Raw genomic sequence first — 26815 nt, 5'->3', positions numbered from 1 at the left:
TAGGGAGGCGTCACGCAACGACCATGTTCTACGAGGGTCGCTTCGTCAGCCTGTCCCGCTCGCGGCTGTACAGGTACGACTCCCCTCCTGCGCGGGCAGGCGCCTCAGCCAGCGCGTGTCCGATGAGGATGACAGCCGCCTGACGCAGCCCGGCCGCCTCCACCTGATCGGCAATGGTGTCGACGGTTCCGCGCAGCACCAGCTCCTCCGGCTGGCTGGCCCGGTACACGATCACTACCGGGCAGTCTCCCCCGACGACCGGTTCGAGCTCGGCCATCAGCGCCCGGGTCCGGGTGATCGCCAGGTGCAGCACCAGGGTTGCACCGGTGGCGGCGAACTGGGCCAGCGACTCCCCATCTCCCATTGGGGTGGACCTTGCCTGCGTCCGGGTCAGCACCACCGACTGCGCCACCAGCGGCACCGTCAGCTCGCTGCCCACCCGGGCGGCCGCCGCCGCGTACGCGGGGACGCCGGGCGTGACCCGCCAGGTGACCCCGGCAGCGTCCAGCCGGCTCGTCTGCTCGTGCAGGGCGGAGTACAGCGACGGGTCGCCGGAGGTGAGGCGCACGACCTGGCGGCCAGCGTTGAAGCCGTCGACGAGGTGCGCGGTGATCTGGTCGAGGTCCAGGTCCTGGGTGTCGACCAACGTTGTTTGCGGGCCGCAGTGGACAAGCACCCTGGGGTCCAGGTAGGCCCCCGGGTAGAGCACGACGTCCGCCTCCGCGAGCAGCCGCGTCGCCCGTACGGTCAACAGATCGGCAGCTCCGGGGCCGGCTCCGACGAAGTGGACGGTCATCGCACGAACCTCGGCGTCCAGACGCCCGCCGAGGAGACGCGAGTCGATGAGGCGCCCACGATCAGCAGGCACTTCATGTCGATGGTGGTGGGATCGAGCTCGCGCAGGGTCGTCACCGTGAGTGCCTCCTCGGCACGTCCGACGTCGCGCCCCACCACGACGACCGTCTCCGGGCTCTTGTGCTCCAGCAGCACCTGTTTGGCCGTGGCGACCTGCTCGGTACGGCTGCGCGACGCCGGGTTGTAGATCGCAAGGACGAGGTCCGCCTCGGCGACGGCCCGGAGCCGCTTCTCGACGACTTCCCACGGCTTGAGGCGGTCCGAGAGGCTCATCACCGCGAAGTCGGCGCCCACAGGGGCGCCAGCCCGGGCGGCCACGGCCTGCACTGCGCTCACGCCCGGGAGCACCCGGACGGGGACCTTGGCGTACGCGGGGTCCTCGGCCGCCTCGAAGACGGCAGCGGCCATGCCGAAGACACCGGCGTCACCACCGGACACCACCGCCACCTTCTCGCCGCGCCTCGCCAGATCCAGGGCGAACGCGGCCCGGTCCACCTCTACCGTGTTGCCCGAGGCGTGGCGGGTGAGCCCCTCACGCTGAGGCACCCGGTTCACGTACGGCGCGTACCCCACGACGTGATCGACCTCGGCGAGCGCCGCGCTCACCTCCGGCGTCAGCCAACTGTCCGGCCCCGGGCCCAGACCCACCACCAGCAACTCCGCCGACTCAAGCGTCTCGACCGGCGACTCGACGGGGGCCGGTTCGTTCGTCTCACGGGAACGGCGCCCGTTGAGGCTGTCGCCCGTCACCACGATCAGCGAGAAGTACGGCACCGACGCCTCGTCGACCTCGCACACCGGGATCCACCGCTCCTCAGGCATCGAGGTGCGCTCCACGTACAGCGCGTGGTCGAGGCGACCCGCCGCGGCGAGCGCCCTGCGTACGGCGGGGAAGGTGCGGCCCAGCTTCATGATGATCGCGCCGTCGGTGTCGGCCAGCCGCCGCGCGAGCTCGGGCTCGGGCAGGGTGCCGGGCAACACGGTGAGGACGTCGGTCTGACGGACCAGTGGACTCCCGGTCGCGGCTGTGGCCGCCAGGAAGGCCGGGACGCCGGGCACGATCTCGGTCGGGAACCGGTCGGCGAGGCGGTCGTGCATGTACATGTACGACCCGTAGAAGAGCGGGTCGCCCTCCGAGAGCAGCACCACGTCACGTCCAGCCGCAAGGTGGTCAGCCAGACGCTGCGCCGACTCCTCGTAGAACTCGGCCAGCACCCCCGCGTACCCACCCGGGTGGTCGGTGGTGCCCGTGGTGACCGGATAGGTCAGCTCCTCCTCGACCACGCCGGCGGGGAAGAGCTCGGCTGCGATGCGTCGCGCGTTCGACAGCTTGCCGCGCGCAGCGTGGTAGGCGATGACGTCGGCGTTCTCGATCAGACGCGCGGCCTTGCGGGTGATCAGCTCCGGGTCGCCCGGGCCGACACCGACCCCCGAGAATCGGCCGGTGACGACGGTGGGGGTGCTCATTCCTGCTCCTGGGCCAGTGCGTTGAGGGCCGACGACGTCATCGCGGAACCACCGCGACGGCCACGCACCGTGACGAACGGGATGTCGATGCCGTGCTCGGAACGCAGGTCCTCCAGGGCCTGCTTCGACTCGGCCGCCCCGATGAACCCCACCGGGCAGCCGACGATCGCCGCGGGGCGCGGGGCCCCGTCGATGAGCATCTCGAGCAGGTGGAAGAGCGCCGTGGGGGCGTTGCCGATGGCAACCACCGCCCCCTCCAGGCGGGGCTCCCACAGCGACACGGCCGCGGCGGTGCGGGTGGTGCCCCAGCGTTCCGCGAGGTCAGGAACTTCCGGGTCGTTGAGGGTGCAGAGCACCTCGTTGTCGGCCGGAAGCCGACTGCGCGTCACGCCCTTCACCACCATCGTGGCGTCGCACAGCATCGGCGCTCCCGCCTCGAGGGCTGCGCGGGCCGCCGGGACGAGATCCGGGTGGATCACGAGGTCGTCGACCAGGTCGACCTGGCCGCTGCCGTGGATCATCCGCACCGCCAGCTTCTCTGCGCTCCCCGGCACCCGCGACAGGTCGGCCTCGCGACGGATCGTGGCGAACGAGTCGACGTAGATCGCCGCACCCCGGTCGATGTACGGGTAGTGGCGCCCCGGACGACGAGGCTGGAACGTGGACAGGTTGTTCATGAGGACTCCTCGGGGACGAGAACGCCACGCCAGGGGGTGACGACGAGTTCGGGCGCCGCGGCGCACAGGCGCTCCACGGCGGGGCGGTCGAGGCCGTCCTCCGGCACGGGGACGTGCTCCCCGCCGGGGACGGAGCCGTACGGCAGCGGGGGCGACCGGTCCGGCAGCTGCGCCGACGCAGGAACGGGCTCGACCAGCTGCGACGCCAGCTCGTGGACGTGCCACGCAGCCCCCGGCCCCTCGCCGCGCACCTCGAGGAAACGCAGAGCCAGGTGGACCAGCCGCTCCTCGACGCCGTCGAGCGGGACGACCGGACCCCAGCCGGTGCCGATCCGCAGCTGCGCCTCGTCGGGGCCGAGCGCGACCAGTCCGAGGTCGCAGGTGCGGTCGAGCAGGTCGCCGCGCCCGTCGTCGAGCACGAACAGGAACCGCCCGGGGAGTGCACCGAGGGCAGGTGCGGCCAGCAGCGCAGCGTCCAGCGCACCTACCACGGGGCGCAGGTCTGCACGCCCGCCGGCCAGCCCGGTCTGGGGCGACGCCATGACGTTGCGCGCCAGGTCGTGCGTACGGCTGGGCAGCAGGCCGGTCTCCTCGACGGCCGCGAGCACCGTGTCGGTCAGGCGGTGGGTGCCGGGCACCGCAGGAAGGGCCCTCACCTGCAGGTTGGTCCGCGTGGTCACGTGCACGTGTCCATCGCCATGACGCTCGGCCACGTCGAGCAGGGCCAGCAACGCGTCCGCACTGACGTTGCCGCCGGGGAGTCGCAACCGGACCAGGAGTCCGTCATCAGCGGACCAGGGGCGCAGAGCGCCGGGGCAACGGTCGGGCCGTGAACGAGTCACCGGAGATCACCATGTTTCGAGTCCGGGTCCGTACGCGGGACCCACCATGACCCGACGACGGTTGTCGTCAGGGCCAGCAGGTCTTCGGACTTGGATCAACCGGGCGCGGACGCCTTCCCAGGATCCGCAGACCCCAGTGGCTGCCGTTGCCGGCATGTCCGTCCCGTCCCCTCACCGCTGCGCGTCAGCTCCGGATTCTCACCGGATTCCCTGACTCCACGTGGGAGTACGACTGGCTGATCGTGACGATACCGCGCCGGCACGACGGCCCGCTGTCGGGCCTGTTGCACGATCGTTCAGCGCGGCCGGGCGCAGACGTCCGCAGGCTCCAGCAACGCAACGCATTCGACGTGGTGCGTCATCGGGAAGAGGTCGAAGGCGCGCAGCGTGACCAGTCGGTAGCCGTGCTCGGCGAAGAGGGCGACGTCGCGGGCCAGCGCAGCGGGGTCGCAGGCGACGTGGGCCACGGCCCGGGGCCGGCGGGCGACGACCTGCTCCACGACCTCGCGGCGGGCGCCGACCCGGGGCGGGTCGAGGACGACGAGGTCGACGCGGTCCCACTCCGGCGGCAGGCCACCGGCGAGCACGGTGGCCACGTCGCCGGCGCGGGCGACGACGCCGGGGCAGTTGCGCTCGGAGAGCGCGGAGGCGGCGCGATCGCCCTCGACGGCGGCCACCCGGCCGGTGGGGCCGACGGCGTCGAGCAGGAAGCGGCTGAACAGGCCGACGCCGGCGAAGAGGTCGAGCACGGACTCCCCCGGCTGCGGGTCGACCGCGGCGAGGACGGCGTCGACCAGGGCGCCCGGGGCGCCGGGGTGGACCTGCCAGAAGCCGCCGTCGGCGACCTCGAAGGCCCGCCCCGCCACGGCGTACGACGGACCGGTCGGCGCCTCGAGCAGGCACTCGTCGACGGGGACGACGTCGTGGGAGCGGTGCTTGCGCATGCCGCGCCCGCCGCCCGGCAGCTCGACGTAGCGCTGCCGCGTGCGCCAGCGCAGGCCGGCCTCGTCGCCGGGGACCGGCTCGACGGCGACGTCCACGTCGAGGCGGGCGACGCGGCGCAGCTGCTCGCGGACCACGTCGGCCTTCAGCCGGCGCTGGGCACCGAGGTCGACGTGCTGGAAGTCGCAGCCGCCGCAGAGTCCGGGGCCGGCGTACGGGCAGGGCGGGGTGACCCGGTCGGGCGAGGGGTCACCGAGCAGCTCGACGGCGTCGGCGCGCCAGAACCGGTCGCCCTCGGTGCCCTCGGTGACCTCCAGGAGCACCCGCTCCCCCGGCAACGCGTGGCGGACGAAGACGACGCGTTGCTCGTCGCCGTCACCGGTGGGCACGCGGGCGACGAAGTGGCCGCCGTGGGCGACCGGGCCGACCTCGGCCTCGAAGCGGCGACCGACGACGGAGGCTCCCCGGGCCTGGCGGGCGCGCGGTCCACCGGGCCGCCCCCGGCGAGCGGGACGGCGCTGCGGGCGGCTCACCGTGGCACCTGGCGGTCGCGCCGCTCGTCGACCCGGCCCCGGCGCAGGTCACCGGGACGCACCCGGTGCTCCTCGCGGGCCTCGCGCTCGGCCGCGATCTCCGACGAGCGCAGCTGGTAGGGCACCGAGGTGACCATGACGCCGGGGGTGAACAGCAGCCGGCCCTTGAGGCGCAGCGCGGTCTGGTTGTGCAGCAGCTGCTCCCACCAGCGGCCCACGACGTACTCGGGGATGTAGACGGCGACCACGCCGCGCGGGTTGGCCTGCCGGATCGCCGTGGCGTACTCGACGATCGGCCGCACCACCTCGCGGTACGGCGAGTGGAGCACCTTGAGCGGGACGCCGGTGTTGCGGTCGTCCCACTCCTCCATCAGTCGTGCGGTCTCCCGCTCGTCGACGGAGACGTAGACGCCCTCGAGCGCGTTCGGCCGGGTCGCCTTGGCGAACGCCAGCGCCCGCAGGGTCGGCTTGTGCAGCTTGGAGACCAGCACGATCGCGTGCACCCGGGTCGGCAGTGCCTTGTCGGTCTCGTCGGCGGCGAGCTCGCGCTCGACGTGGTCGTAGTGGCCCTTGATCGCGCGCATCACGGCGAAGAAGAACGCCATGGCGAGCACGGTGATCCACGCGCCCGCGAGGAACTTCGTCAGCAGCACGACGACGAGGACGACTGCGGTCAGGGACAGCCCGACGGCGTTGATGGCGCGCGAGCGGATCATCCGGCGCCGCTCGGCCGGGTCGCGCTCGGTCGCGAGGTGCCGGCTCCAGTGGCGGATCATGCCGAGCTGGCTGAGGTTGAACGAGACGAAGACGCCGACGATGTAGAGCTGGATCAGCTTCGTCGTCTCGGCGTCGAAGGCGAGGATCAGCACGATCGCCATCGCGGCGAGGAAGACGATGCCGTTGCTGTAGGCGAGCCGGTCACCCCGGGCGCCGAGGGCGCGCGGCGCGAGGCCGTCCTTGGCGAGGATCGAGCCGAGCACCGGGAAGCCGTTGAAGGCGGTGTTGGCGGCCAGGACGAGGATCACGCCGGTGACGACCACGACGAAGTAGAAGCCGGGGCTGAAGTCGTGGAAGACCGCGTCGGCGATCTGCGCGATGATCGCGTGCTGGTCGTAGCCCTCGGGCAGCGGGACGCCGTCGCGGGTCAGCCGCTCGAGCTCGTGCGGGTCGACGTACCTCACGCCCATCTGCTTGGCGAGCACGATGACGCTCATCATCATCGTCGCCGCGATCATCCCGAGCATCAGCAGCGTGGTGGCGGCGTTGCGGCTCTTCGGCCGCCGGAACGCCGGGACCCCGTTGGAGATCGCCTCGACCCCGGTGAGGGCGGCGCAGCCGGACGAGAACGCGCGGGCGAGCAGGATGATGAGGCCGAACGTGGTCAGCGGCTCCTCCCAGCCCTCCTTCGGCGTGATCTCGAGGCTGGCGCTCTCCGCCATCGGCAACGTGCCGGTGCCCATCTCCAGGAAGCCCCAGGCGCACATGCCGAGGATCGCGAACATGAAGAGGTACGTCGGCACCGCGAAGAAGGATCCCGACTCCCGGATGCCCCGGAGGTTGATCGCCACCAGCAGCAGCACCATCACCACCGCCACGGTCGCCTCGTGGTGCTGGAACGACGGGATCGCCGAGGCGGCGTAGTTGGCGCCGGCGGAGATGGACACCGCGACGGTCAGCACGTAGTCGACGAGCAGCGCGCTCGCCACCGTCATCCCGGCGGTCCGGCCGAGGTTGACCGTGGCGACCTCGTAGTCGCCACCACCGGACGGGTAGGCGTGGACGGTCTGCCGGTACGACGCGATGACGGCCGCCATCACCAGGACGACGGCGATGCCGACCTTCCACGACCACACGTACTGCGCAGCGCCGGCGATGGCCAGCATGATGAAGACCTCGTCGGGCGCGTACGCCACCGAGGACAGGGCGTCGCTCGCGAACACCGGCAGCGCGATCCGCTTGGGGAGCAGCGTCTCCCCCAGCTGTGCGCTGCGGAGCTTGCGCCCGAGCAGGATCCGCTTCGAGACGTCACCGACACCCACGTGCGCAACGGTAGGGCATGCGGCGCCCGCGCCCGTGAACGCCGGTGCGTTAGCGTTCTCGCGTGCACGTCGTGATCATGGGATGCGGCCGGGTCGGCTCGACCCTGGCGCGCAGCCTCGAGGACCGCAACCACACCGTGTCGATCATCGACAGCGAGCCAGACGCCTTCCGGCGCCTCGGTCCGGGCTTCAACGGCGACAAGATCCCCGGCATCGGCTTCGACCAGGAGGTGCTGGAGAAGGCGGGCATCCAGCGTGCGGACGCGTTCGCGGCGGTCTCCAGCGGCGACAACTCCAACATCATCGCCGCCCGGGTGGCCCGGGAGACCTTCGGGATCCAGCAGGTCGTGGCACGTATCTACGACCCCGGCCGTGCCGAGGTCTACCAGCGGCTGGGCATCACCACGGTCGCGACGGTGAAGTGGACGGCCGACCAGGTGCTGCGCCGGATCCTGCCGGCCGGTGCCGAGCCGGACTTCCGGGACCCGTCAGGCACGATCCGGGTCGACCACATCCCCTCCCCGGAGAGCTGGATCGGCGCGCGCGTCGGCCGCCTCCAGGAGCAGGGCCGTTGCCGGGTCGCGTGGATCGACCGGTTGGGCGAGGGCATCCTGCCCGACCGCGACAGCGTGATCCAGGAGGGCGACATGCTCCACCTGGTGACCCGCGAGGAGACCGCGGAGCTGACCTACGAGGTCCTCGGGCGTGGCCCCGAGCAGGCCGACTGACCCGAGCAAGACCGAGGAGACCACCCGATGCGTGTCGCCATCGCCGGAGCCGGAGCCGTGGGTCGTTCGATCGCGAGCGAGCTGATCGAGAACGGCCACGAGGTCCTGCTGATCGACAAGTCGCCCGCCTCGATCCGACCCGAGCGGGTCCCGGACGCGGAGTGGCTGCTGGCCGACTCCTGCGAGCTTTCCTCGCTGGAGGAGGCGCGCCTCGACAAGTGCGACGTGGTCATCGCCGCGACCGGTGACGACAAGGCGAACCTGGTGACCGCGCTGCTCGCCAAGACCGAGTTCGGCGTGCCGCGCACCGTCGGCCGGGTCAACCACCCGAACAACGAGTGGCTGTTCACCGAGGCGTGGGGCGTCGACGTCAACGTGTCGACGCCGCGCATCATGTCGGCGCTGGTCGAGGAGGCGGTGACCGTCGGTGACCTGGTCCGGCTGTTCACCTTCCGCCAGGGCAACGCCAACCTGGTCGAGATGACCCTGCCCGCGGACTCGCCGTACGTCGGCAAGGCGTCGGGCCTGATCCCGCTGCCGGAGAACTGCGCGCTGGTCACCATCCTGCGCGACAGCCAGGTCTACGTGCCCACGCCCGAGCAGCCGGTCGAGGCCGGTGACGAGCTGTTGTTCGTCGTCCCGGCCGAGGCCGAGGACGAGCTCGAGCGGCTGCTCGCGCCCTCCGCCCACCCCGAGAAGTAACGGCGGGCACGGCGCGGCTCAGGCCGCCTCCGGCTCCGCCTCGAGCGGGGTCGCGTTGCGGGCGAGCAGCCAGATCATCAACGACCACGAGGCGATCCGCAGGATCCACCCCAGCACGGTCCGCAGGCTGAAGATGAGGACGACGGCGAGGTCGGTGCCGATCACGCCCCGGTCCCCCATCAGCCAGACCGGGCCCTGGAGTAGCACCCCGATCGCGCCGGGGGCGAGCATCACCCAGGTGAGCCGGCTGCACAGCCGGACCACCTGCGGGTTGTCGTGCCAGCCGACGGGGTCCTCGGCGACCGCGCCGAGCATGAAGCCCAGCGCCGGCCAGCCCACGAGGCAGGACCCGCCGAGGACGACGGTGTAGGCGAGGCTGATCAGGATGCCGGGCAGGAAGAAGGCGAGCTTCTTCTCGTCCTCGGTCGCACCGGCGCTGTCGGCCCACTGCACGAAGACCCAGCCGATGCCGATGCCGAAGATCGCGTTGAAGACGTACTGGATGGTGCTGCGCTGCACCMRCCGGAGCAGCAGCGCGACGCCCGCGACCCCGAGGCTGGCGATGAGCGCCCAGCGCAGGTTGTCAGTGGGCAGCCAGATGGCGGTGAAGACGAGGCCGGGCACGGCCGCCTCGACCATCCCGCGGCGGCCGCCGAGGGCGGCGGCGAGCTGGTGGCGCACCAGCGCCTCGACGGTGTCGACGCCGATCTTCTTGCCGGCCTCGGCCGAGAGCGTGTGCTCGTGGTCGGGGTGGTCCTCGCCGGTGCGCTCGGTGCCGCTCACAGGAGCTCGTACCGCGGGTTGTAGAGGACCCGGACGGCGTCCTGGGTGCCGACCCGGCCGCGGACCTCGATGGCCCGGCCGGGTCCGATGCCGGCGATCCGCCGGCGCCCGAGCCAGATCACGGTGACGGTGCCGGTGCCGTCGTACAGCTCGGCCTCGAGGGCGGGCACGCCGCCGCGCGGGCGCAGGGTGACGGTGCGCAGGGTGCCGCGCAGGCGGACCGGGGTCCGCTCGGGGGCGTCGGCGATCGAGACGACGCCCTCGATGGTGAACTCCTTGCGGAGCTCACGGACGTCGGCCTCGTCGCTGCTGGCCCACCGGCTGATCGTGCGCCGCAGGCGGCTCTTGGTGCCCATCGGAGTCAGCTCGCCGGGACGGCCTTCGGCTGCGCGCCGTCGGGCAGGGACAGCGGGAGCTGCTCGCCGACCGGCATCGCGTGCGTGCCGCGGCGTACGGCGAGCCGGGCGATCGCGTCCTCCCACTCCTGGGCCTTCTCCGGCTCGCGGGCGGGCTCGCCGAGGAAGGTGGCGCGCAGCAGCCAGCGGGAGCCGTTGACCCCGATCACGCGGGAGGTCTGGGTGCCGACCTGGCCGTCGGCGCGGGTCATCCGCACCTCGCACACCAGCTCGGTGCCGAAGCGGCCCTCGCGCTCGGTGGCGGTGCCGCCACGTCGGGCGGCGTCGGCGGCGATCTGCGGGCGGATGTCGCTCCACAGGTCGCCGTTGCGCGGGGCGGCGAAGGCACGCAGCTCGAGCGCGCCGGCGTCGCTGGCCAGCAGCACGGCCCGCACCTCGCCGGACTTCTCGTCGACCTGGACCCGCAGGTCGCGGTCGGCCAGCGGGGCGACCAGCAGGGAGCCGAGGTCGAGCCGGGGCACGCCGTCGTCCGGCAGCTCGTCGACGTCGTACGGACCGGTGGCGGGGGTGTCGTCGGCCGTGCCGGCCTCGCCGGTCGTCTCCTCCACGGACTCGTCCGTGGCAGCCTCGGCCGCCGCGGCGGCCCCCTTGCGCCGCAACCTCACGTTGTACTCCTCCTCGGGCTCTCGAGAGCCTGTCCGTCAGGCTCCACCGAACCCGCCGGTAGAACCGTAGCCGCCACCACCACGCACGCTGTCCGGAAGGGCGTCGACCGCGACGAACGAGGCTCGTTCGAACCGCTGGACCACCAGCTGGGCGATCCGGTCGCCGCGCCGCAGCACGATCGCCTCGGACGGGTCGTGGTTGATGAGCAGCACCTTGATCTCCCCACGGTAGCCCGCGTCGATCGTCCCCGGGGTGTTCACGATGGACAGGCCGTGCCGGGCGGCCAGCCCGGAGCGCGGGTGCACCAGCGCGACGTACCCGTCGGGCAGCGCGACGGCGATGCCGGTGGGCACCAGCGCCCGCTCACCGGGGGCCAGGGTGACGTCGACGGTGGTGACCAGGTCGGCCCCCGCGTCGCCCGGGTGGGCGTACGACGGCAGGGGCAGGTCGGGGTCCAGCTGCTTGACGGCGATCTCGAGGTCGTGCGGCACGGGGAGACCCTAGGACACCCTCGCGCACGCGCGCTCGGGTGCGGATGGGATCATCCTCGTCGTGACATCGCGCGCGACGGCCTACCACGAGCGCCTCCGCGTCCCCCTGCGGTGGTGGGCCCAGGGCACCATGTTCATCGCCACCTTCTGGCTGGCCATGGTCGTCGCGCTCGACGCGACCGCGCCGGTCCTCCCCTGGCTCGTGACCGGGGTGCTGCTGGGGCTGCTCGCGCTCTTCCTGCGCTCGTACGGCGACGCGCGGCTCGKGGTCGCCGACGGCTGGTTCCGCGCCGGCCGCGCCCGCATCGAGGTCGTCCACCTGGGCTCCGCCGAGGCGCTGGACGAGGAGGCGACCCGCTTCGTGTCCGGGCCGGGCGCCGACGCCCGGGCGTTCCTGGTGCTGCGGCCCTACCTGAAGCAGGCGGTCAAGGTCGAGGTCCTCGACCCGGCCGACCCGACGCCGTACTGGCTGGTGAGCTCGCGCCACCCGCAGGCGCTCGCCGACGCGCTCAACGCGGCGCGCACCGAGCACGCGTAGGTCCTGACCGGCAGGCCGATAGGCTCGGCCGCATGGCACAGGACAGCTCCAAGGCGTGGTCGGTCTTCTCCCTCGTCGCCGCACTCGGCTCGGCCGCCGTGGCGAAGAAGGTGCTCGACGGCGGCTGGAAGGCCGCGACCGGCAAGCAGCCGCCCGCGAACCCCGCGGACCCCGACGTCGACGTCTGGGAGGCCGTGGCCTGGGCGGCCGTGAGCGGCACGTTCGTGGCGCTGGCCCGGATGCTGGCCCAGCGCCGGGCGGCCAGCTACTACGTGCGCTCGACCGGCCAGCTGCCCCCGCCGCTGCGCAAGGACAAGGCCTGACGGACCGCTAGCAGGCGGAGGCGGGACCTGCGGAAGCCGACCGCGCGTCCGGCAGCGTGGCGCGAGGAACGAGCGACACGCTCGGACCGATCAACTACGCGCAGTCGCGGCAGATCATCGCGTCGGCGTCAGCCAGCTGGCTGCGGTGGTGGACCAGGAAGCAGCTCATGCAGGTGAACTCGTCCTCCTGCTTGGGCTTCACCTCGACCGCGAGCTCCTCGTGGGAGAGGTCCGCGCCGGGCAGCTCGAAGGACTCGGCGGCCTCCGCCTCGTCCTCGTCGACCTTGCCCGAGTTCTTGTCGTGGCGGCGCGCCTTGAGCTCTTCGATGCTCTCCTCGGACTGCTCGTCCTCGTTCTTGCGTGGTGCGTCGTAGTCAGTCGCCATGACGTGTCCTCTCCCCTCAACGAGCCGCCTTCCGCACCTGGGTGGTGTGCGGGACGGCGCGGCAGATTGTGCACCATGGGAGTCCCTGAGCGACACCCGGGTTGGTGCGAGTCGCCAGAACGTCGCCGGGTGCGGTCCTATTCCCGGACCAGGCCGGCTTCCACGACGGCCCTCCTGAGCTCGTCGAAGCCGTGCTCGGGGGCGGCCACGACGGCGGTCCGGCCGCCGGCCCCGGGGGCCAGCTCGACGCGGGCACCTGCCTGCCGGGCGACGAGCCCGGCGGCGGCGTGGTCCCACAGGTTGACGCCCTCCTCGACGTACCCGTCGACGCTGCCGGCGGCCAGGTGGCACAGGTCGAGGGCGCAGGAGCCGAAGCGACGGATGTCACGCACGAGGGGCAGCAGCCGCGCGACGCCGGCGGCCTGGACGGCGCGCTGCTCGGCGGAGTAGCTGAAGCCGGTGGCGACGAGCCGCTGGGCCAGCGGCGCGGGGCCGCGGACGGCGAGCGGGGTCCCGTTGCGGGTGGCCGGTCCCCCGGCGGTGGCGGCGTAGACGTCGTCGTGCGCGACGTCGACGACGACGCCGGCGACGACCTCGCCGTCGACCTCGGCGGCGACGGAGACGGCGTAGGCGGGGATGCCGTAGAGGAAGTTGACGGTGCCGTCGATCGGGTCGACGACCCAGCGCACGCCGGAGGTGCCGACCACGTCGTCCCCCTCCTCGCCGAGGAAGGAGTCGTCCGGGCGGGCGGCGAGGATCCGGGCCCGGATCAGCTCCTCCGAGGCGCGGTCGGCCGCGGTGACCACGTCGACGTCGCTCGACTTGGTGTCGGCCACCTCGACGACGCCGGCAGCCTGCTCGCGCACCAGCTGCGCTGCCTCCCGGGCAACGGCCAGCGCGAGGTCGAGCAGCTCGGCCGGCTCCGCGTGCTGGCCGGTGCTCATGCCCGGGTGCGCTCGCCCAGGCAGCAGCCGGCCGGGCAGCGGTCGTGGGAGGGCCCGCGCGCGCCGGCGGCCGGGCGGACGACGTCCTCACCGCGTTCGACGGCAGCCCGCTCGAGCACCAGGTCGCGCAGCGCGGCGACGAACGCGGGGTGCACCCCGGCGGACGGGGCGCGCCGCGCAGCGATGCCGAGCCGCTCGGCGGTGGCGAGGGCCTCGGTGTCGAGGTCGTAGACGACCTCCATGTGGTCGGAGACGAAGCCGACGGGGACGAGGACGACGGCGGTGACGCCCTCGGCGGCGAGCTCCTCGAGGCGGTCGTTGACGTCCGGCTCCAGCCACGGGACGTGCGGGGCGCCGGAGCGGGAGCAGTAGACGAGCTCGTGCACCCGCTCGACGCCGGTCGCGGTCGCGACCTCGGCGGCCAGGGTCGCGGCGACGTCGAGGTGCTGGGCGACGTAGGCCCCGCCCTCGGGTCCGCTGCTGGCGGCCATCGTGTCGGGGATCGAGTGGGTCACGAAGACCAGGCGCGCAGCGTCGCGCTGGTCGTCCGGCAGGTCGGCGAGGGCGGCGAGGATGCCGTCCTTGTTGGCCTCGACGAACCCCGGGTGGTTGAAGTAGGCGCGGACCTTGTCGATGCGCGGCGCGACGACGCCCTCGGGGAGCGCGGCGACGGCGTCCTCGATGTTGTCCCAGTACTGCCGGCAGCTCGACCACGAGGAGTACGCCGACGTGGCGATGCACAGCACCCGCTGGTGACCGTCGGCGGCCATCTGCGCGACCGTGTCGGTGAGGTAGGGGTCCCAGTTGCGGTTGCCCCAGTACAGCGGCAGGTCGATCCCCTGCTCGGCCAGGTCGGCCTCGAGGGCCGTGATCAGCGCACGGTTCTGGTCGTTGATCGGCGACTTGCCACCGAAGAGGAAGTAGTGCTGGCCGACCTCCTCGAGCCGCTCGCGCGGGATCCCGCGGCCGCGGGTGACGTTCTCGAGGAAGGGGACGACGTCGTCCGGCTTCTCGGGGCCTCCGAAGGAGAGCAGCAGCAGGGCGTCGTACGGATCCGGATTCGGCACGGGCCCATCGTAGGGAGGAAGATGAAAGCCCCATGTTGCAGACCTATCGCCAGATCTTCAGCCCCGCCACCGCAGCCTTCAGCCTGACCGGCCTCGTGGCGCGCCTGCCGATCTCGATGGTCGGCCTCGGGATCGTCCTGCTGGCCGAGCACGAGACCGGTTCCTACGGCTTCGCCGGCTCCGTCTCGGCGGTGGCGCTGATCGCCAACGCGCTGTTCGCGATCCCGCAGGGCCGGCTGATCGACCGGCTCGGCCAGGGCCGGGTGCTGTCGGTGGTCATCACGGTCTGGGGCGTCGGGCTGGCGCTCGCGATGGGCTCCCTGGAGTGGGACTGGCCGCGCTGGTCGMCCTACCTGCTCGCGGCCGTGGCGGGTGCCTCGCTCCCCTCGGTCGGCACCTGCGTGCGGGCCCGCTGGTCGCACACCCTGGCGGAGCGCCCCGACCGGCTGCACACGGCGTTCTCCTTCGAGGCGGTCGCCGACGAGACCGTCTTCCTCGTCGGCCCGGTCGCGGTGACGATGCTCGCCACCGGCGTGCACCCCGTCGCCGGGCTGACGGCTGCCCTCGTGGCGGGCACCGTCGGCACCTTCGCCTTCGCCGCCCAGCGCGGCACCGAGCCGCCGGTCCACGCCCGCGTGGAGGACACGGGCGCCCGCCCGCCGATCCCGTGGTCGGCGATCGCGCCGCTGACCGTCGTCTCGGCGGCGCTCGGCGTCCTCTTCGGCGCTGCCGAGGTGGTCACCGTGGCGTTCGCCGAGGAGGAGGGCAACAAGGCCGCGGCCGGCTTCCTGCTCGCGATCTGGGCGTTCGGCAGCCTGGTCGCCGGCGTCGTCTCCGGGGCGATCACCTGGCGGCGCGGGCCGCTGGTCCGGCTGAGGTACGGCGCCCTGGGGATGCTGGTCGCGATGGCACCGCTCCCCTTCGTCCCGTCCCTGGCGGTGATGGGCGTGGTGCTGCTGGTCGGCGGACTGGCTATCTCCCCCACCCTCATCGCGGCGATGTCGCTCGCCGAGCAGGTGCTCCCGGCCGCCCGGCTGACCGAGGGCATGGCGTTCATCCAGACCGGCCTCGCCGCCGGTCTCGCCCCCGGGGCCGCGGTCGCGGGCGTCCTGATCGACGCGCACGGCGCCTCGCCGGCGTACGTCGTCTGCGCCGCCGGTGGCCTGCTCGCCCTGATGGGCGCGCTCGCGACCCGGGTCCCGGCTACCCTCCCGGTCCATGAGCAGCAGCTGGCGTAGCTGGTCCGGGCTGGAGTCCGCGAGCGGCCTGCAGGCCGTCACCCCGGCCGACGCGGCCGAGGTCGTCGAGGTCGTCACCTCGGCGCGGGCCGCCGGCCGCACCGTCAAGGCCGCCGGCACCGGCCACAGCTTCACCGGCATCGCGACCCCGCGCGACGTGCACCTGCGCCCCGACCGGATGCGCGGCATCGTCGCGGTGGACCGGGACGCGATGACCGTGACCGCACTGGCCGGCACCCAGCTCAAGGTCCTCAACGCCGAGCTCGAGCGGCTCGGGCTGAGCCTGCACAACATGGGCGACATCGCCGAGCAGACCCTCGCCGGGGCGGTGTCGACCGGAACCCACGGCACCGGCGGCCGGGCGGCCGGCCTCGCCGCCCAGGTCGCCGGGCTCGAGCTGGTCACCGGCACCGGCGAGGTGCTGCGCGCCTCGGCCGACGAGAACGCCGACCTGTTCGACCTGGGCCGGGTCGGCCTCGGCGCGCTGGGCGTGCTGACCACGCTCACCTTCGCCGTCGAGCCGCTCTTCCTGCTGCGCGCCGAGGAGCGCCCGATGACGTGGGACGACGCCCTCGCGGCGTTCGACGACCTCACCGCGGAGCACGACCACGTCGACATGTACTGGTTCCCGCACTCCGACCGCATGCTGACCAAGCGCAACACCCGGGTCGGCACCGACCTGTACGCCGCCGAGCCGCTGCCCGGCTGGCGGGCGTGGCTCGACGACGACCTGCTCGCCAACACCGTCTTCGGCGCCCAGACCGCACTGCTCAACCGGGTGCCGCGCGCGATCCCCGCCGCGAACCGCTTCGCCTCCCGGCTGCTCGGGCCGCGCACCTACACCGACGTCGCCCACCGGGTGTTCACCACCGAGCGGCGAGTGGTCTTCCGGGAGATGGAGTACGCCGTGCCCCGCGAGGTCGGCCTCGACGCGCTGCGGGAGTGCCGCACCGCGCTGGAGCGCTCCGGGCTGCGGGTGTCCTTCCCCGTCGAGATCCGGGTTGCGCCGGCCGACGACGTGGCGCTGTCCACCGCCTCGGGCCGGGACTCGTTCTACCTCGCGTTCCACACCCACCGCGACGCCGACCACACCGCCTACTTCGCGCTCATGGAGTCGGTGGTGCGAGAGCACGGCGGACGGCCGCACTGGGGCAAGCTGCACCAGCTCGACGCCGCCGACCTGGCCGAGCGCTACCCCCGCTTCGGCGAGTTCACCGCGCTGCGCGACCGCCTCGACCCGGACCGGGTGTTCGCCAACCCCTACCTCGACCGCGTGCTCGGCCGATGACCCGCGCCGCCTGCCCGTGCGGCACCGGCCGCGGGTACGACGACTGCTGCGGCCCGTTCCACCGTGGCTCGGCCCGGCCGGCGACCGCCGAGGAGCTGATGCGCTCGCGGTACTCCGCGTTCGTGGTCGGTCTGGCGGCGTACCTGCTCGAGACGTGGCACCCGGCGACCCGGCCGGAGACCCTCGACCTGGACGACGGGGTCCGCTGGACCGGTCTCGAGGTGCTGGCGACCGAGGGCGGCGGCCCGGAGGACCGGCGCGGGGTGGTCGAGTTCCGCGCCCACCACGAGCTGGACGGGCAGCCGGGGGTGCTGCACGAGGTGAGCCGGTTCCGCCGGGACGCGGCCGGTTGGCAGTACGTCCGCGGGAAGGCGACCTGGTCGTGAGCGAGGCGGGCGGGTCGTGACCGGAGACGCGGCTCACAAAATGTCGACAGATCACCCACACGCCGGGCGGGCAACCCGATCCGGGCCGCTGGCAGGCGTAGGCTCGGCGGCACCGGAGCAGGCAGCACCAGACCCAGCACATCCCCGAGGACGACGAGTGACCGAGCAGGACGAGACGGGCACGGCGCAGGACGCCGCGGGCCCCGACACGGTCCGGCTCACCCTGGCCGGGACGTCCCCCGACCGCAGGCGCCTGCTGATGGTGGACGACCAGGGCGCCGAGTTCACCCTCGACATCACGCCTGACCTGCGCGCCGCGGTGCGCACCGAGACCACCCGCGTCGGCCCGTTGGAGACCAAGATGAGCAGCAGCATCCGTCCGCGCGAGATCCAGACCCGCATCCGGGCCGGCGAGTCCCCCGAGACGGTCGCCGAGGCCGCCGGGACGACCGTGGACGCGATCATGCCCTACGTCGCGCCGGTGCTGGCCGAGCGCGAGCACGTGGCCGGCCGTGCGCTCAAGGCCTCGCTGCGCCGCACGCCCGGCGAGGGCGGCGGCGCCCCGACCCAGAGCCGCGTGCTCGGCGACGCGGTCGCGGCGCACCTGCGCTCGCTCGGTGCCGACCCCGCGGCCGTGGCCTGGGACGCCTACCGCCGCGAGACCGGCCGCTGGGTGCTGACCGCCACCTACACCACCGAGGGTCGCAGCGGCACCGCACGGTTCACCTACGACGCGCCCGGCAACTACGCCCTGTCCGACAACGACGACGCCCGCTGGCTGGTCGGCGACGTGCTCCCGGAGCCGGCCGCCCCGGCCCGCGACGACCTCCAGCAGGTGCGCGAGCGCCGGCTGGCCGCCGTCCCGGAGGAGCTGCCGCTGGGCGGCGAGGCGCCGTCCGAGGCGCTCCCGCTCGGCGCTGCGTACGACGTGGACCAGGTCCTCGAGCTGCCGACCGAGGCCGAGGAGCCGCCGGCCCCGGCACCGCTCGACGAGCCGATCCGCGCCACCGCCGACGAGGCGGTCGCCCGCGACACGGAGGCGGAGCGCGCCAAGCACCGCCGGCCGGTGCAGAAGAAGCGCGGCCGCGCCTCCGTCCCGAGCTGGGACGAGATCATGTTCGGCGGCGCCGACTCCTAGATCCAGGGGGACCCAGCCGGGCCAAAAGCGCGTAGCGTGCGCGCATGGCCTACTTCGTGACCGGCGCCACAGGCTTCATCGGGCGCTTCCTCATCACCGAGCTCGTCGAGAACCGCGAGGGTCCGATCCACGTGCTGTGCCGTGAGTCGTCGCTCGGGCGGCTCGAGGCCCTCGCCCGGCAGTGGAGGTCCGACCGGGTACGCCCCGTGGTCGGCGACCTCAGCCAGCCGGGCCTCGGCGTCGACCCGGCGTGGGTGGCCGAGCACGCCGGCACCATCGACCACTTCTTCCACCTCGCCGCGATCTACGACATCACGGCGGACGACGCCACGAACGACGCGATGAACATCGACGGCACCCGGCACGCGCTCGCGCTGGCCGACTCGCTGCGCGCGGGCTGCTTCCACCAGGTGTCGTCGGTCGCCGCGGCCGGCGACTACCACGGGCGGTTCGACGAGTCGATGTTCGAGGAGGGCCAGCCGCTCCCCTCGCCGTACCACCGCACGAAGTACGAGTCGGAGAAGATCGTCCGCGACGAGGCCACCGTGCCGTGGCGGGTCTACCGCCCGGCGATCGTGGTCGGCCACTCCGAGACCGGCGCGATGGACAAGGTCGACGGGCCCTACTACCTCTTCCCGCTGATCAAGCGCCTGCGCGACCACCTGCCGTCGTGGCTGCCGCTGGTCGGCGTCGACCTCGGCGACACCAACATGGTGCCCGTCGACTACGTCGCCAAGGCGATGGACCACCTCGCCCACCTGCCCGACCGCGACGGCGAGGCCTTCCACCTGGTCAACCCGGAGCCGCAGCCGGTCGTGGAGATGCTCAACGCGTTCTGCGCGGCCGCCGGGGCACCCCGGTTCGCCACGCCGGTCGATCGCAAGGTCACCTCGCGCCCGGTGTCGCTGCTCCCCCGGCCGCTGCGCCCGCTCAACGTGCTCACCTCGGTCGTCCGCTCCGCGCCCGCGCAGCTGCTGCTCGACCAGACCCTGGGCCGCCTCGGGATGCCGGCCGAGGCGCTCGCGCACTCCTCCTTCGCGCCGGTCTTCGAGTCCCGCACCACCGAGAAGGCGCTGGCGGGCTCCGGCATCTCGGTGCCCCCGCTGGAGACCTACGTGCGCACCCTGTGGAGCTACTGGGAGGAGCACCTCGACGACAGCGTCGGGCGCGACCCCAAGGCGCGGGCGGCCCTCAAGGGCAAGACCGTCGTGATCACCGGCGCGTCGTCGGGCATCGGCAAGGTGGTCGCACTCAAGGTCGCCCAGGCCGGGGGCATCCCGGTGCTCGTCGCCCGAGGCAAGGAGAAGCTCGAGGAGACCAGGGCCGTCATCGAGGCCCGCGGCGGCCAGGCCCACGTCTTCCCCTGCGACCTGTCCGACCTCGAGGCGATCGACCGGCTGTGCGAGCAGCTGGTGGCGGACCTGCCGAGCGTCGACTACGTCATCAACAACGCCGGCCGCTCCATCCGACGGTCGCTGAAGCTCTCGCAGGACCGCTTCCACGACTTCGAGCGCACCATGCAGCTCAACTACTTCGGCGCGATCCGGCTGGTGATGGGCCTGATGCCGCAGCTGCACGCGCAGCGCTCGGGCCACATCGTCAACATCTCCTCCATCGGCGTGCAGACCAACCCGCCGCGGTTCTCCGCCTACGTCGCCTCCAAGGCCGCCCTCGACGCGTGGAGCAACGTGGTGTCCTCCGAGGTGGTCGGGCACGGCATCACCTTCACGAACGTGCACATGCCGCTGGTGCGGACGCCGATGATCGCGCCGACGAAGATCTACGACAAGTTCCCCACCATCTCGCCGGCCCAGGCGGCCGACATCGTGGTGCGCGCGCTGGTCGAGAAGCCGCACGAGATCAACACCGCCCTCGGCACGGCGGGCGAGCTGGCGCACACGATCGCCCCGCGCACCGCCTTCCGGGTGCTCAACCTCGCCTACCAGGTGTTCCCGGACTCGGCTGCGGCGAAGGGCCGCAAGCCGGCCTCCCAGGCCGCGGCGGCCGCGGAGGAGGCGCCCACCGCGAACCACCGCGAGACCGAGCAGATGCTGCTGGCCCAGCTCTTCCGGGGCGTGCACTGGTAGCCGCCCACCGGCCGGCGCCGCCGTGCGCCCGGGCGGTTCAGGACGTCTCGACCGGCCGGTCCGGGTCGGCGACCCACTCGCTCCAGCTGCCCGGGTAGAGCGCCGCAGCCACGCCGGCGACCTCGAGCGCGAGCACGTCGTGCGCGGCGGTCACGCCCGATCCGCAGTAGACGGCGACGTCGGCACCGGCGGTGGCGCCGACCGCCGCGTAGGCCTCGGCCAGCTCGGCGACCGGACGGAACCGACCGTCCGGGCCGAGGTTGGCCGAGCTCGGCAGGTTCACCGCGCCGGGGATGTGGCCGGCCACCGGGTCGACCGGCTCGACCTCGCCGCGGTAGCGCTCCGGGGCGCGGGCGTCGACGAGCACGCCTGCGTCGCGGACCGTCGCCACGTCGACGACGGGCATCGCACCCGGCTCGCCCGTGAAGCTCCCGGGCTCCGCTGCCGGGGCGGGGGCACCCTGCTCGACCGGGAGGCCCGCCGCCCGCCAGGCCGGCCACGCGCCGTCGAGGACCCGCACGTCGCGGTGGCCGTGGTGGCGCAGGRGCCACCAGCACCGGGCCGCGGCGTTGCCCGACCAGTCGTCGTACACCACGACCGGGCGGTCGTTGCACACCCCGGCGGCCCGCATGGCGGCGACGAACACGTCCGGCGCCGGCAGCGGGTGTCGACCGCCGGCGCCCGGCGGCCCGGCGAGGGCGGCGCCCAGGTCGACGTACGACGCACCGGGCACATGGCCCGCGGCGAACTCCTCCGGACCCGGCGGCCCGCCGAGCCGGTAGCGCACGTCGAGGACGGTGACCTCCTCGAGGCGGCCGGCCAGCTCGTCCACGGCGATGAGGGGCGAGGTCATGGCAGCAACCTAACCGGCCACCTGTGGAGGACGCCCGCGGCGTTCGGCCGGATCGGGCAGGCTCGCCGCATGCCGTCCGGCCCGGGGCTCCACGAACCGCTCCCCACCCTGCTGCAGCGGGTGCTGCGGGGAGCCGTGCGCGACCACGCGCAGGCCGAGCGGCGCCGGTGCTACCCGCCGGTGCTGCACGTCGGCATCCCGCGCGGCGAGCAGCGCTCGTTCGAGGCCGCCCCCGAGGAGCGGCTCGACCTGGCACTGCGCACGGAGGTCGTCGAGGCGATGGCGCGGCTGTTCCTCGACCGTGAGCAGGTGCCGCTGGTGTGGCTGACCCGGATGACCGAGGGCCCGGACACCGAGGACCTGGCGTGGGCGGCCGCCGTCGGCGCCGCCTCCGGCGAGCTCGGGGTGCGCCTGGACCTGGTGGTCGTCACCCGCCGGGCGTGGCACGACCCGCGCTCGGGCGCCGGTCGGTCGTGGAGCCGGGTCCGCGGCGGCTGACGCCCCGCGGGCAGCCGGTCACCAGGTGTGGACGGGCTGGTTGTCGTTCATCCGCCGGCGGTACTCGCCCAGCACGGCCCGCAGCGCGTCGTAGCGGTCCTCGTGGCGGCGCTGCTGCATCTGCCTGGCGAACCAGGCCGCGCCGTTGGTGCCGTTGAGGCAGCGCTGCTCGATGAGGTCGAGGTAGCGGTGCGCCTCGTCGGCACCGACGCCCCACGCGGCCAGGCCCTCGTGGGCCAGCGGCAGCAGCCGGCGCAGGATCAGCTCGGTGGCGCGGACCCGGCCGACGCCGGGCCAGTAGACCTCGGCGTCGATGCCGTGCTCGGCGGCGGTGTGGAAGTTCTCCTCCGCGGCGCTGAACGACATCTGCGACCACAGCGGCCGGTCCTGCTCGGCGAGCGCCCGGACCAGGCCGAAGTAGAAGGCGGCGTTGGCGACGGTGTCCACGACAGTCGGCCCCGCAGCGAGGATCCGGTTCTCCACGCGCAGGTGCGGCAGCCCGTCGCTGATGTCGTAGACCGGCCGGTTCCAGCGGTAGATGGTGCCGTTGTGCAGGCGCAGCTCGGACAGGTTCGGGGTGCCGCCGGCCTCGAGGACGGTCAGCGGGTCCTCCTCGTCGATGACGGGCAGCAGCGCCGGGAAGTAGCGGACGTTCTCCTCGAACAGGTCGAACACCGAGGTGATCCACCGCTCGCCGAACCACACCCGCGGGCGCACCCCCTGGGCCTTGAGCTCCTCGGCACGGGTGTCGGTCGCCTGCTCGAAGAGCGGGATCCGGGTCTCGGCCCACAGGTGCTTGCCGAGCAGGTAGGGCGCGTTGGCGCCGACCGCGATCTGCACGCCGGCGATGGCCTGCGAGGCGTTCCAGTACGACGCGAACCGCTCCGGGCTGACCTGGACGTGGAACTGGGTGCTGGTGCAGGCGGCCTCCGGCATGATCGTGTCGACCCGGCGCTGGAGGCGCTCGACGCCGTGGATGTCGATCATGATGTCCTCGCCGCGGGCACCGAGGATCTGCTCGCTGAGCAGCATGTAGCGCGGGTTGGTGCTGATCGCCTCGGCCGTGAGGTGCTCGGGCGCGAGCGTCGGCAGGATCCCGATCATCACCTGGTGGGCACCGACCGCCTCGGCGCGCTCCTCGGCCGCGTTGAGGCTGGTGCGCAGGCGCTCCTCGCACTCGGTCAGCCCACCGTCGGCGAGCGGGCCCGGAGGCAGGTTGAGCTCGATGTTGAACTGCCCGAGCTCGGTCTGGAAGCCCGGGTCGTCGATCGCGTCGAGCACCTCGTCGTTGCGCAGGGCGGGGTCGCCCGCCTCGTCGACGAGGTTGAGCTCGACCTCGATCCCGGTCCACGGGTCGTCGGCGTCGAAGGCGGACTCGCGGAGCATCCGTTCGAACACGTCGAGGCAGCGGCGGACCTTCTCCCGGTAGCGGGTCCGGTCGGCAGGCGTGAACTCCTGTGCGGCGACGTCATCACCCATGCCCAGACAGTAGGGCCTGTCACCCAAGGTCGGCACGCGACGTGTCCACGGGCAGGCCCAGCGTCCAGTCGAAGTGCCCCTCCCAGAGGTCGGGCGGGACGGCCTGGTCGAGCAGCCGGTCGAGCAGCTCGGCGAGCCGGTTGCCGGGGTCGACGCGGCGGCACCGGTCGATCGCCGCCCAGGCCTGAGCGCCGTCGCCGGCCTGCCACGCCGACCACCCGAGCAGGATCGCCGGAGACGCGGCCAGCTGCTCCGGCGCGGAGCGGAGCACGGCGGTCCAGAGCCGGACGTGGTGGACCGCCGAGGCCCGGTCGATCACCGACCACGCCGCGTCGCGGACCCGGGTCACCTGCAGCCACCACAGCAGCCGGGCGAGCTCGGCGGGCCCCGGCACGGTGTCGCCTGCGACCGCCCGTCGGACGAGCGCCTCGGTCCAGGTCCCCTCGCGGCGCACGGTGCGCCCGTCGACCGGACCGGCCCGGTCCGGCAGGCCGCTGGCCAGCAGCGCGTCGCGCACCGGCTCGACCCAGGCCGGCACCGCCTCGAGGGAGTCGACCATGTCGTCGCGGCTGCGGTGCTGCAGCCGGCCGTCGACGATCGCCTGCACGACGAAGGCGTGCGCCTCCACGTCGTACGACGACCACGGACCGAGCCACCCGCCCGGTGCGACTGCGGCGTAGTGCGACCCGTCGGCCACCAGCGCGGTGACCACCTCGACCCCCCGGCTCCCGAGGGCCGGCCCGAGCGCGTCGTGCACGGTCTGCGCCGCGGCGGTGTCGGCCGTGAAGTAGACCAGCACGACCGCCTGCGCCCCGTGCAGCTGCGCGGTGCCGGCGAGGCGCTCCTCGACCTCCAGCAGCACGCACGGGTCGACGTGGTCGGCGGGCGGCAGCTCGAGCCGGGCGTGGAAGGGCCGTGGCGCGCCGAAGGTCATCATCACGACGGACTCCTCGGGCCAGAACCCGAGGACGGCCGGCGCCATCGCCAGCAGGTCCTCCGGGCAGCGGGCGGTCAGGGACGCGCGCGGCGGGGTGGGCGGGGTGGGCGGGGTGGGCGGGGTCTGCGGTGTCGCGGTCATGCACGGCAGGTTCGCCGCCGGGCCCGACGTCGGGCCCGCTGCGCGCCCGGCCCTGTGCACGAGCCCACCCCGCGGCTCCCCTGTGGACCACTGGGGGACGGTCCTGGGAGTGCTGGCATCTATCGTGACGCCGTGCGAGACCGGGCCTCGATCCTCCACCTCGACCTGGACGCGTTCTTCGCGGCCGTCGAGCAGCGGGACAAGCCCTCGCTGCGGGGCAAGCCGGTCGTCGTCGGCGGCGTGGGCGGGCGCGGTGTCGTGTCGACCGCGTCCTACGAGGCCCGGAAGTTCGGGGTCCGCTCGGCGATGTCGACCCGCGAGGCCCGGGCCCGCTGCCCGCACGCGGCCTACCTCTCCGGCCGGTTCGAGGCCTACCGCGCCACCAGCGCCGCCGTCATGGGGCTGCTGCGCTCGGCATCGCCACTGGTCGAGCCGCTGTCCCTGGACGAGGCCTTCGTCGACCTCGAGCAGGCCGAGGGCCTCGCCGACCTCGAGGTGCCCACGGTCACCGCGTTCGCCGAGGACCTGCGCTCCCGGGTCCGCGAGGTCACCGGCGGCCTCACCGCGTCGGTGGGCGTCGCCAGCTCGAAGTTCCTCGCCAAGATCGCCAGCGACCTGCGCAAGCCCGACGGCCTGGTCGTCGTCGAGCCCGGCACCGAGCTCGCGCTGCTGCGCCCGATGCACGTCGGCGTCATCCCCGGCGTCGGCCCGGCGACCGTCGAGCGGCTGCGCCGGGCGGGCATCCACACGGTCGGCGAGCTGGAGCGGGTCAGCGAGGACGAGCTGGTGCGCCAGGTCGGCCGGGCGCTCGGCCAGGGCCTCTACCAGCTGGCCCGTGCGCAGGACCACCGCGCCGTCGTACCGGACCGGGAGGCGAAGTCGGTCAGCGTCGAGGGCACCTACGAGCACGACCTCACCGACCGCCGCCAGATGGAGGCGATCGTCGTGCGCCAGGCCGGCGAGGTCGCCCGCCGGTTGAAGAAGCACGGGCTGTCGGGACGGACGGTGTCGCTCAAGGTGCGGATGTACGATTTCACCACCCTGAGCCGCTCGGCCACGCTGCCCGCCCCGACCGAGGAGGCCGCGACCATCGCCCGCCTCGCCCGCACCCTGCTCGCCGACCTCGACACCTCCGGCGGCGTCCGGCTGCTCGGCGTCGGCGTCTCCGGCCTCGCCGACTGGGTGCAGGAGGACCTCTTCGCGAGCACCGAGGAGTCCGCGGAGCCGGACCTGCCGCCGGTGGAGGAGGTCGAGGAGGCCGGCGCCCGCCCCCGTGGCACCACGTGGGCGCCGGGCATGGACGTGGTGCACGCCGAGCACGGCCGCGGCTGGGTGTGGGGCTCGGGCCGCGGGGTGGTGACGGTGCGCTTCGAGACCGCCGACACCCCACCCGGCCCGGTGCGCTCCTTCCCCCTCGACGACCCGGTGCTGTCGAGGTGGCGCCCGCCGGACGCGGACCAACCAGACGAGCAGTAGCGTTCGGCGCGTGTCCGACGTGCAGCCTGTTCCTCCCCGCGCCGACCAGCGTCCGGTCACGACCACGCACCACGGCCACACCCGCACCGACGAGTACGAGTGGCTGCGCGCGAAGGAGGACCCGGCCGTCCTCGCCCACCTCGAGGCCGAGAACGCGTACACCCAGGCGCGCACCGCCCACCTCGCCGGGCTGCGCGGGCGGATCTTCGACGAGATCAAGTCACGCACCCTCGAGACCGACCTGTCCGTGCCCACCCGGGTGCGCGGGTTCTGGTACTACGGCCGCTCCTTCGAGGGCCGCCAGTACGGCGCCACCTGCCGCGTCGCCGTCACCGACCCCGACGACTGGACTCCCCCGCAGCCCGCCGCGGACGCCCGCCCGGACGAGCCGGCCCTGCCCGGCGAGGAGGTCCTGCTCGACCTCGACGAGCTCGCCGAGGGCCACGACTTCTTCTCGCTCGGTGGGTCGTCGGTCAGCCCCGACGACCGGTTGCTCGCCTACGCCACCGACGTGGTCGGCGACGAGCGCTACACCGTGCGTGTGCTCGACCTGTCCACCCGCGAGCTGCGCGAGGACGTGCTGACCGACGTACTCGGCGGCGTCACCTGGGGCGGCTCGGCCGACCACTTCTACTACACGACCGTCGACGACGCCTGGCGTCCCGACAAGGTCTGGCGGCACCGGCTCGGCACCGCGCAGGCCGAGGACGAGCTGGTCTTCCACGAGCCCGACGGGCGCTACTTCGTCGGCGTCGGCCGCACCCGCAGCCGCCGCTACGTCGTGGTCGCGGCCAGCTCCAAGACCACCTCGGAGTTCCACGTCCTCGACGCCGACGACCCGGACGCGCGGCCGGTGCTCTTCGCCGCCCGCACCGAGGGCGTGGAGTACTCCCTCGAGCACGCCGTGATCGGCGGCGAGGACCGGTTCCTGGTCCTGCACAACGCCAACGGGCCCG

27 protein-coding genes, 1 pseudogene and 1 riboswitch are annotated in these 26815 nt (G+C 73.4%); of the genes and pseudogenes, 12 read left to right on the top strand and 16 right to left on the bottom strand.

Annotation, left to right across the window (positions count from 1 at the left end):
- Positions 1 to 28: 28 nt before the first annotated feature.
- The 6 genes from L615_RS12810 to L615_RS12785 form a co-directional block, all read right to left on the bottom strand.
- Positions 29 to 796 carry a cobalt-precorrin-4/precorrin-4 C(11)-methyltransferase gene (locus L615_RS12810; protein ID WP_145725297.1) on the bottom strand — a complete coding sequence of 256 codons (768 nt, stop codon included), beginning with the start codon at positions 794 to 796 and terminating at the stop codon, positions 29 to 31.
- On the bottom strand, positions 793 to 2322 hold the full coding sequence (locus tag L615_RS12805) for a precorrin-2 C(20)-methyltransferase (RefSeq protein WP_145725296.1): 1530 nt from the start codon (positions 2320 to 2322) through the stop codon (positions 793 to 795). The genes L615_RS12810 and L615_RS12805 overlap by 4 nt, the downstream gene beginning before the upstream one ends.
- Positions 2319 to 2999, bottom strand: coding sequence for a precorrin-8X methylmutase (locus L615_RS12800; protein WP_145725295.1), 681 nt, complete (start codon positions 2997 to 2999; stop codon positions 2319 to 2321). Before L615_RS12800 ends, L615_RS12805 begins: the two co-directional genes overlap by 4 nt.
- Positions 2996 to 3841 (bottom strand): nitrite reductase, encoded by an 846-nt coding sequence (locus tag L615_RS12795; RefSeq protein ID WP_145725294.1) that lies wholly within the window; start codon positions 3839 to 3841, stop codon positions 2996 to 2998. Before L615_RS12795 ends, L615_RS12800 begins: the two co-directional genes overlap by 4 nt.
- A gap of 57 nt (positions 3842 to 3898) precedes the next feature.
- Positions 3899 to 4093, bottom strand: a riboswitch (cobalamin riboswitch).
- A gap of 44 nt (positions 4094 to 4137) precedes the next feature.
- Positions 4138 to 5316, bottom strand: a complete 1179-nt coding sequence (locus tag L615_RS12790) for a class I SAM-dependent RNA methyltransferase (protein ID WP_028654318.1) — start codon at positions 5314 to 5316, stop codon at positions 4138 to 4140.
- A complete protein-coding gene (locus L615_RS12785) occupies positions 5313 to 7355 on the bottom strand; it encodes an APC family permease (RefSeq protein WP_145725293.1) in 2043 nt (680 codons plus the stop codon). The genes L615_RS12790 and L615_RS12785 overlap by 4 nt, the downstream gene beginning before the upstream one ends.
- A 77-nt stretch (positions 7356 to 7432) precedes the next feature.
- On the opposite strand from L615_RS12785, the gene L615_RS12780 reads away from it, so the two are divergent.
- Both L615_RS12780 and L615_RS12775 read left to right on the top strand, forming a co-directional pair.
- Positions 7433 to 8083 carry a TrkA family potassium uptake protein gene (locus L615_RS12780; RefSeq protein ID WP_396954759.1) on the top strand — a complete coding sequence of 217 codons (651 nt, stop codon included), beginning with the start codon at positions 7433 to 7435 and terminating at the stop codon, positions 8081 to 8083.
- A gap of 27 nt (positions 8084 to 8110) precedes the next feature.
- Entirely contained in the window at positions 8111 to 8785 is a 675-nt protein-coding gene (locus L615_RS12775; protein WP_145725292.1) for a TrkA family potassium uptake protein, read from the top strand.
- An 18-nt stretch (positions 8786 to 8803) separates the two neighbouring features.
- On the opposite strand, the gene L615_RS12770 is transcribed toward L615_RS12775, so the two are convergent.
- The 4 genes from L615_RS12770 to dut are packed head-to-tail and all read right to left on the bottom strand — an operon-like array spanning position 8804 to position 11081.
- Positions 8804 to 9568, bottom strand: a complete 765-nt coding sequence (locus L615_RS12770) for a DUF3159 domain-containing protein (RefSeq protein WP_261376675.1) — start codon at positions 9566 to 9568, stop codon at positions 8804 to 8806.
- A complete protein-coding gene (locus L615_RS12765; RefSeq protein WP_028654323.1) occupies positions 9565 to 9924 on the bottom strand; it encodes an OB-fold nucleic acid binding domain-containing protein in 360 nt (119 codons plus the stop codon). The genes L615_RS12770 and L615_RS12765 overlap by 4 nt, the downstream gene beginning before the upstream one ends.
- 5 nt (positions 9925 to 9929) lie before the next feature.
- Positions 9930 to 10589: a DUF3710 domain-containing protein gene (locus L615_RS12760; protein ID WP_051485423.1), complete on the bottom strand. Its 660-nt coding sequence runs from the start codon at positions 10587 to 10589 to the stop codon at positions 9930 to 9932.
- A 36-nt stretch (positions 10590 to 10625) separates the two neighbouring features.
- A complete protein-coding gene (gene dut / locus L615_RS12755; RefSeq protein ID WP_036516634.1) occupies positions 10626 to 11081 on the bottom strand; it encodes a dUTP diphosphatase in 456 nt (151 codons plus the stop codon).
- Positions 11082 to 11142: 61 nt separating this feature from the next.
- Here dut and L615_RS12750 point away from each other — a divergent pair, with 61 nt between their 5' ends.
- Together L615_RS12750 and L615_RS12745 are read left to right on the top strand one after the other, a co-directional pair.
- The gene (locus L615_RS12750; protein ID WP_145725291.1) at positions 11143 to 11619 is read left to right on the top strand and encodes a DUF3093 domain-containing protein; all 477 of its coding nucleotides are present in this window, start codon (positions 11143 to 11145) and stop codon (positions 11617 to 11619) included.
- A gap of 32 nt (positions 11620 to 11651) precedes the next feature.
- Positions 11652 to 11942, top strand: a complete 291-nt coding sequence (locus tag L615_RS12745) for a DUF4235 domain-containing protein (RefSeq protein ID WP_028654326.1) — start codon at positions 11652 to 11654, stop codon at positions 11940 to 11942.
- A gap of 94 nt (positions 11943 to 12036) precedes the next feature.
- On the opposite strand, the gene L615_RS12735 is transcribed toward L615_RS12745, so the two are convergent.
- From L615_RS12735 to L615_RS12725, 3 genes are all read right to left on the bottom strand, one after another.
- Complete coding sequence (locus L615_RS12735) at positions 12037 to 12327, bottom strand: DUF4193 domain-containing protein (RefSeq protein ID WP_028654327.1); 291 nt, start codon at positions 12325 to 12327, stop codon at positions 12037 to 12039.
- Between the two features lie 137 nt (positions 12328 to 12464).
- A complete protein-coding gene (locus tag L615_RS12730; RefSeq protein WP_028654328.1) occupies positions 12465 to 13271 on the bottom strand; it encodes an inositol monophosphatase family protein in 807 nt (268 codons plus the stop codon).
- Positions 13268 to 14338, bottom strand: coding sequence for a ferrochelatase (locus L615_RS12725; protein ID WP_028654329.1), 1071 nt, complete (start codon positions 14336 to 14338; stop codon positions 13268 to 13270). The genes L615_RS12730 and L615_RS12725 overlap by 4 nt, the downstream gene beginning before the upstream one ends.
- A gap of 32 nt (positions 14339 to 14370) precedes the next feature.
- Here L615_RS12725 and L615_RS12720 point away from each other — a divergent pair, with 32 nt between their 5' ends.
- The 5 genes from L615_RS12720 to L615_RS12700 all read left to right on the top strand — a co-directional run bounded on the left by L615_RS12720 (position 14371) and on the right by L615_RS12700 (position 20475).
- Positions 14371 to 15576, top strand: coding sequence for an MFS transporter (locus tag L615_RS12720; protein WP_145725290.1), 1206 nt, complete (start codon positions 14371 to 14373; stop codon positions 15574 to 15576).
- Positions 15557 to 16864 (top strand): D-arabinono-1,4-lactone oxidase, encoded by a 1308-nt coding sequence (locus L615_RS12715; RefSeq protein ID WP_028654330.1) that lies wholly within the window; start codon positions 15557 to 15559, stop codon positions 16862 to 16864. Before L615_RS12720 ends, L615_RS12715 begins: the two co-directional genes overlap by 20 nt.
- Positions 16861 to 17250: a YchJ family protein gene (locus tag L615_RS12710; protein ID WP_145725289.1), complete on the top strand. Its 390-nt coding sequence runs from the start codon at positions 16861 to 16863 to the stop codon at positions 17248 to 17250. Before L615_RS12715 ends, L615_RS12710 begins: the two co-directional genes overlap by 4 nt.
- A 157-nt stretch (positions 17251 to 17407) precedes the next feature.
- Positions 17408 to 18388 carry a septation protein SepH gene (gene sepH, locus L615_RS12705; RefSeq protein ID WP_051485425.1) on the top strand — a complete coding sequence of 327 codons (981 nt, stop codon included), beginning with the start codon at positions 17408 to 17410 and terminating at the stop codon, positions 18386 to 18388.
- Between the two features lie 44 nt (positions 18389 to 18432).
- Complete coding sequence (locus tag L615_RS12700; protein WP_028654332.1) at positions 18433 to 20475, top strand: SDR family oxidoreductase; 2043 nt, start codon at positions 18433 to 18435, stop codon at positions 20473 to 20475.
- A 37-nt stretch (positions 20476 to 20512) separates the two neighbouring features.
- On the opposite strand, the gene L615_RS12695 is transcribed toward L615_RS12700, so the two are convergent.
- A complete protein-coding gene (locus tag L615_RS12695) occupies positions 20513 to 21328 on the bottom strand; it encodes a sulfurtransferase (protein WP_145725287.1) in 816 nt (271 codons plus the stop codon).
- A gap of 69 nt (positions 21329 to 21397) precedes the next feature.
- Here L615_RS12695 and L615_RS12690 point away from each other — a divergent pair, with 69 nt between their 5' ends.
- Entirely contained in the window at positions 21398 to 21826 is a 429-nt protein-coding gene (locus L615_RS12690) for a hypothetical protein (RefSeq protein ID WP_036516636.1), read from the top strand.
- A gap of 18 nt (positions 21827 to 21844) precedes the next feature.
- Here the strand turns inward: L615_RS12690 and L615_RS12685 are convergent, their stop codons facing one another.
- Positions 21845 to 23305: a glutamate--cysteine ligase gene (locus L615_RS12685; protein WP_028654335.1), complete on the bottom strand. Its 1461-nt coding sequence runs from the start codon at positions 23303 to 23305 to the stop codon at positions 21845 to 21847.
- A 19-nt stretch (positions 23306 to 23324) separates the two neighbouring features.
- On the bottom strand, positions 23325 to 24383 hold the full coding sequence (locus tag L615_RS12680; protein ID WP_145725286.1) for a DUF4192 domain-containing protein: 1059 nt from the start codon (positions 24381 to 24383) through the stop codon (positions 23325 to 23327).
- A 132-nt stretch (positions 24384 to 24515) separates the two neighbouring features.
- On the opposite strand from L615_RS12680, the gene L615_RS12675 reads away from it, so the two are divergent.
- Together L615_RS12675 and L615_RS12670 are read left to right on the top strand one after the other, a co-directional pair.
- Positions 24516 to 25859 carry a DNA polymerase IV gene (locus L615_RS12675; RefSeq protein WP_145725285.1) on the top strand — a complete coding sequence of 448 codons (1344 nt, stop codon included), beginning with the start codon at positions 24516 to 24518 and terminating at the stop codon, positions 25857 to 25859.
- Between the two features lie 10 nt (positions 25860 to 25869).
- A pseudogene (locus L615_RS12670) lies at positions 25870 to 26815 on the top strand (oligopeptidase B); the annotation flags it as partial.

It is taken from the genome of Nocardioides sp. J9 (genome assembly GCF_007829375.1).
In the GTDB taxonomy this organism is placed as follows: Bacteria; Actinomycetota; Actinomycetes; order Propionibacteriales; family Nocardioidaceae; genus Nocardioides.
This window is presented reverse-complemented; position numbering and strand designations above follow the sequence as displayed.

What these genes read in the sequence shown, in the direction of transcription:
- L615_RS12685 (WP_028654335.1), bottom strand. Translation starts at nt 23,305, where the DNA reads ATGGGTGATGACGTCGCCGCACAGGAGTTCACGCCTGCCGACCGGACC.
- L615_RS12775 (WP_145725292.1), top strand. Translation starts at nt 8,111, where the DNA reads ATGCGTGTCGCCATCGCCGGAGCCGGAGCCGTGGGTCGTTCGATCGCG.
- L615_RS12780 (WP_396954759.1), top strand. Translation starts at nt 7,433, where the DNA reads ATGGGATGCGGCCGGGTCGGCTCGACCCTGGCGCGCAGCCTCGAGGAC.
- L615_RS12800 (WP_145725295.1), bottom strand. Translation starts at nt 2,999, where the DNA reads ATGAACAACCTGTCCACGTTCCAGCCTCGTCGTCCGGGGCGCCACTAC.
- L615_RS12710 (WP_145725289.1), top strand. Translation starts at nt 16,861, where the DNA reads ATGACCCGCGCCGCCTGCCCGTGCGGCACCGGCCGCGGGTACGACGAC.
- L615_RS12745 (WP_028654326.1), top strand. Translation starts at nt 11,652, where the DNA reads ATGGCACAGGACAGCTCCAAGGCGTGGTCGGTCTTCTCCCTCGTCGCC.
- L615_RS12735 (WP_028654327.1), bottom strand. Translation starts at nt 12,327, where the DNA reads ATGGCGACTGACTACGACGCACCACGCAAGAACGAGGACGAGCAGTCC.
- L615_RS12680 (WP_145725286.1), bottom strand. Translation starts at nt 24,383, where the DNA reads ATGACCGCGACACCGCAGACCCCGCCCACCCCGCCCACCCCGCCCACC.
- L615_RS12730 (WP_028654328.1), bottom strand. Translation starts at nt 13,271, where the DNA reads ATGAGCACCGGCCAGCACGCGGAGCCGGCCGAGCTGCTCGACCTCGCG.
- L615_RS12700 (WP_028654332.1), top strand. Translation starts at nt 18,433, where the DNA reads ATGGCCTACTTCGTGACCGGCGCCACAGGCTTCATCGGGCGCTTCCTC.
- L615_RS12690 (WP_036516636.1), top strand. Translation starts at nt 21,398, where the DNA reads ATGCCGTCCGGCCCGGGGCTCCACGAACCGCTCCCCACCCTGCTGCAG.
- L615_RS12810 (WP_145725297.1), bottom strand. Translation starts at nt 796, where the DNA reads ATGACCGTCCACTTCGTCGGAGCCGGCCCCGGAGCTGCCGATCTGTTG.
- L615_RS12715 (WP_028654330.1), top strand. Translation starts at nt 15,557, where the DNA reads ATGAGCAGCAGCTGGCGTAGCTGGTCCGGGCTGGAGTCCGCGAGCGGC.
- L615_RS12805 (WP_145725296.1), bottom strand. Translation starts at nt 2,322, where the DNA reads ATGAGCACCCCCACCGTCGTCACCGGCCGATTCTCGGGGGTCGGTGTC.
- L615_RS12765 (WP_028654323.1), bottom strand. Translation starts at nt 9,924, where the DNA reads ATGGGCACCAAGAGCCGCCTGCGGCGCACGATCAGCCGGTGGGCCAGC.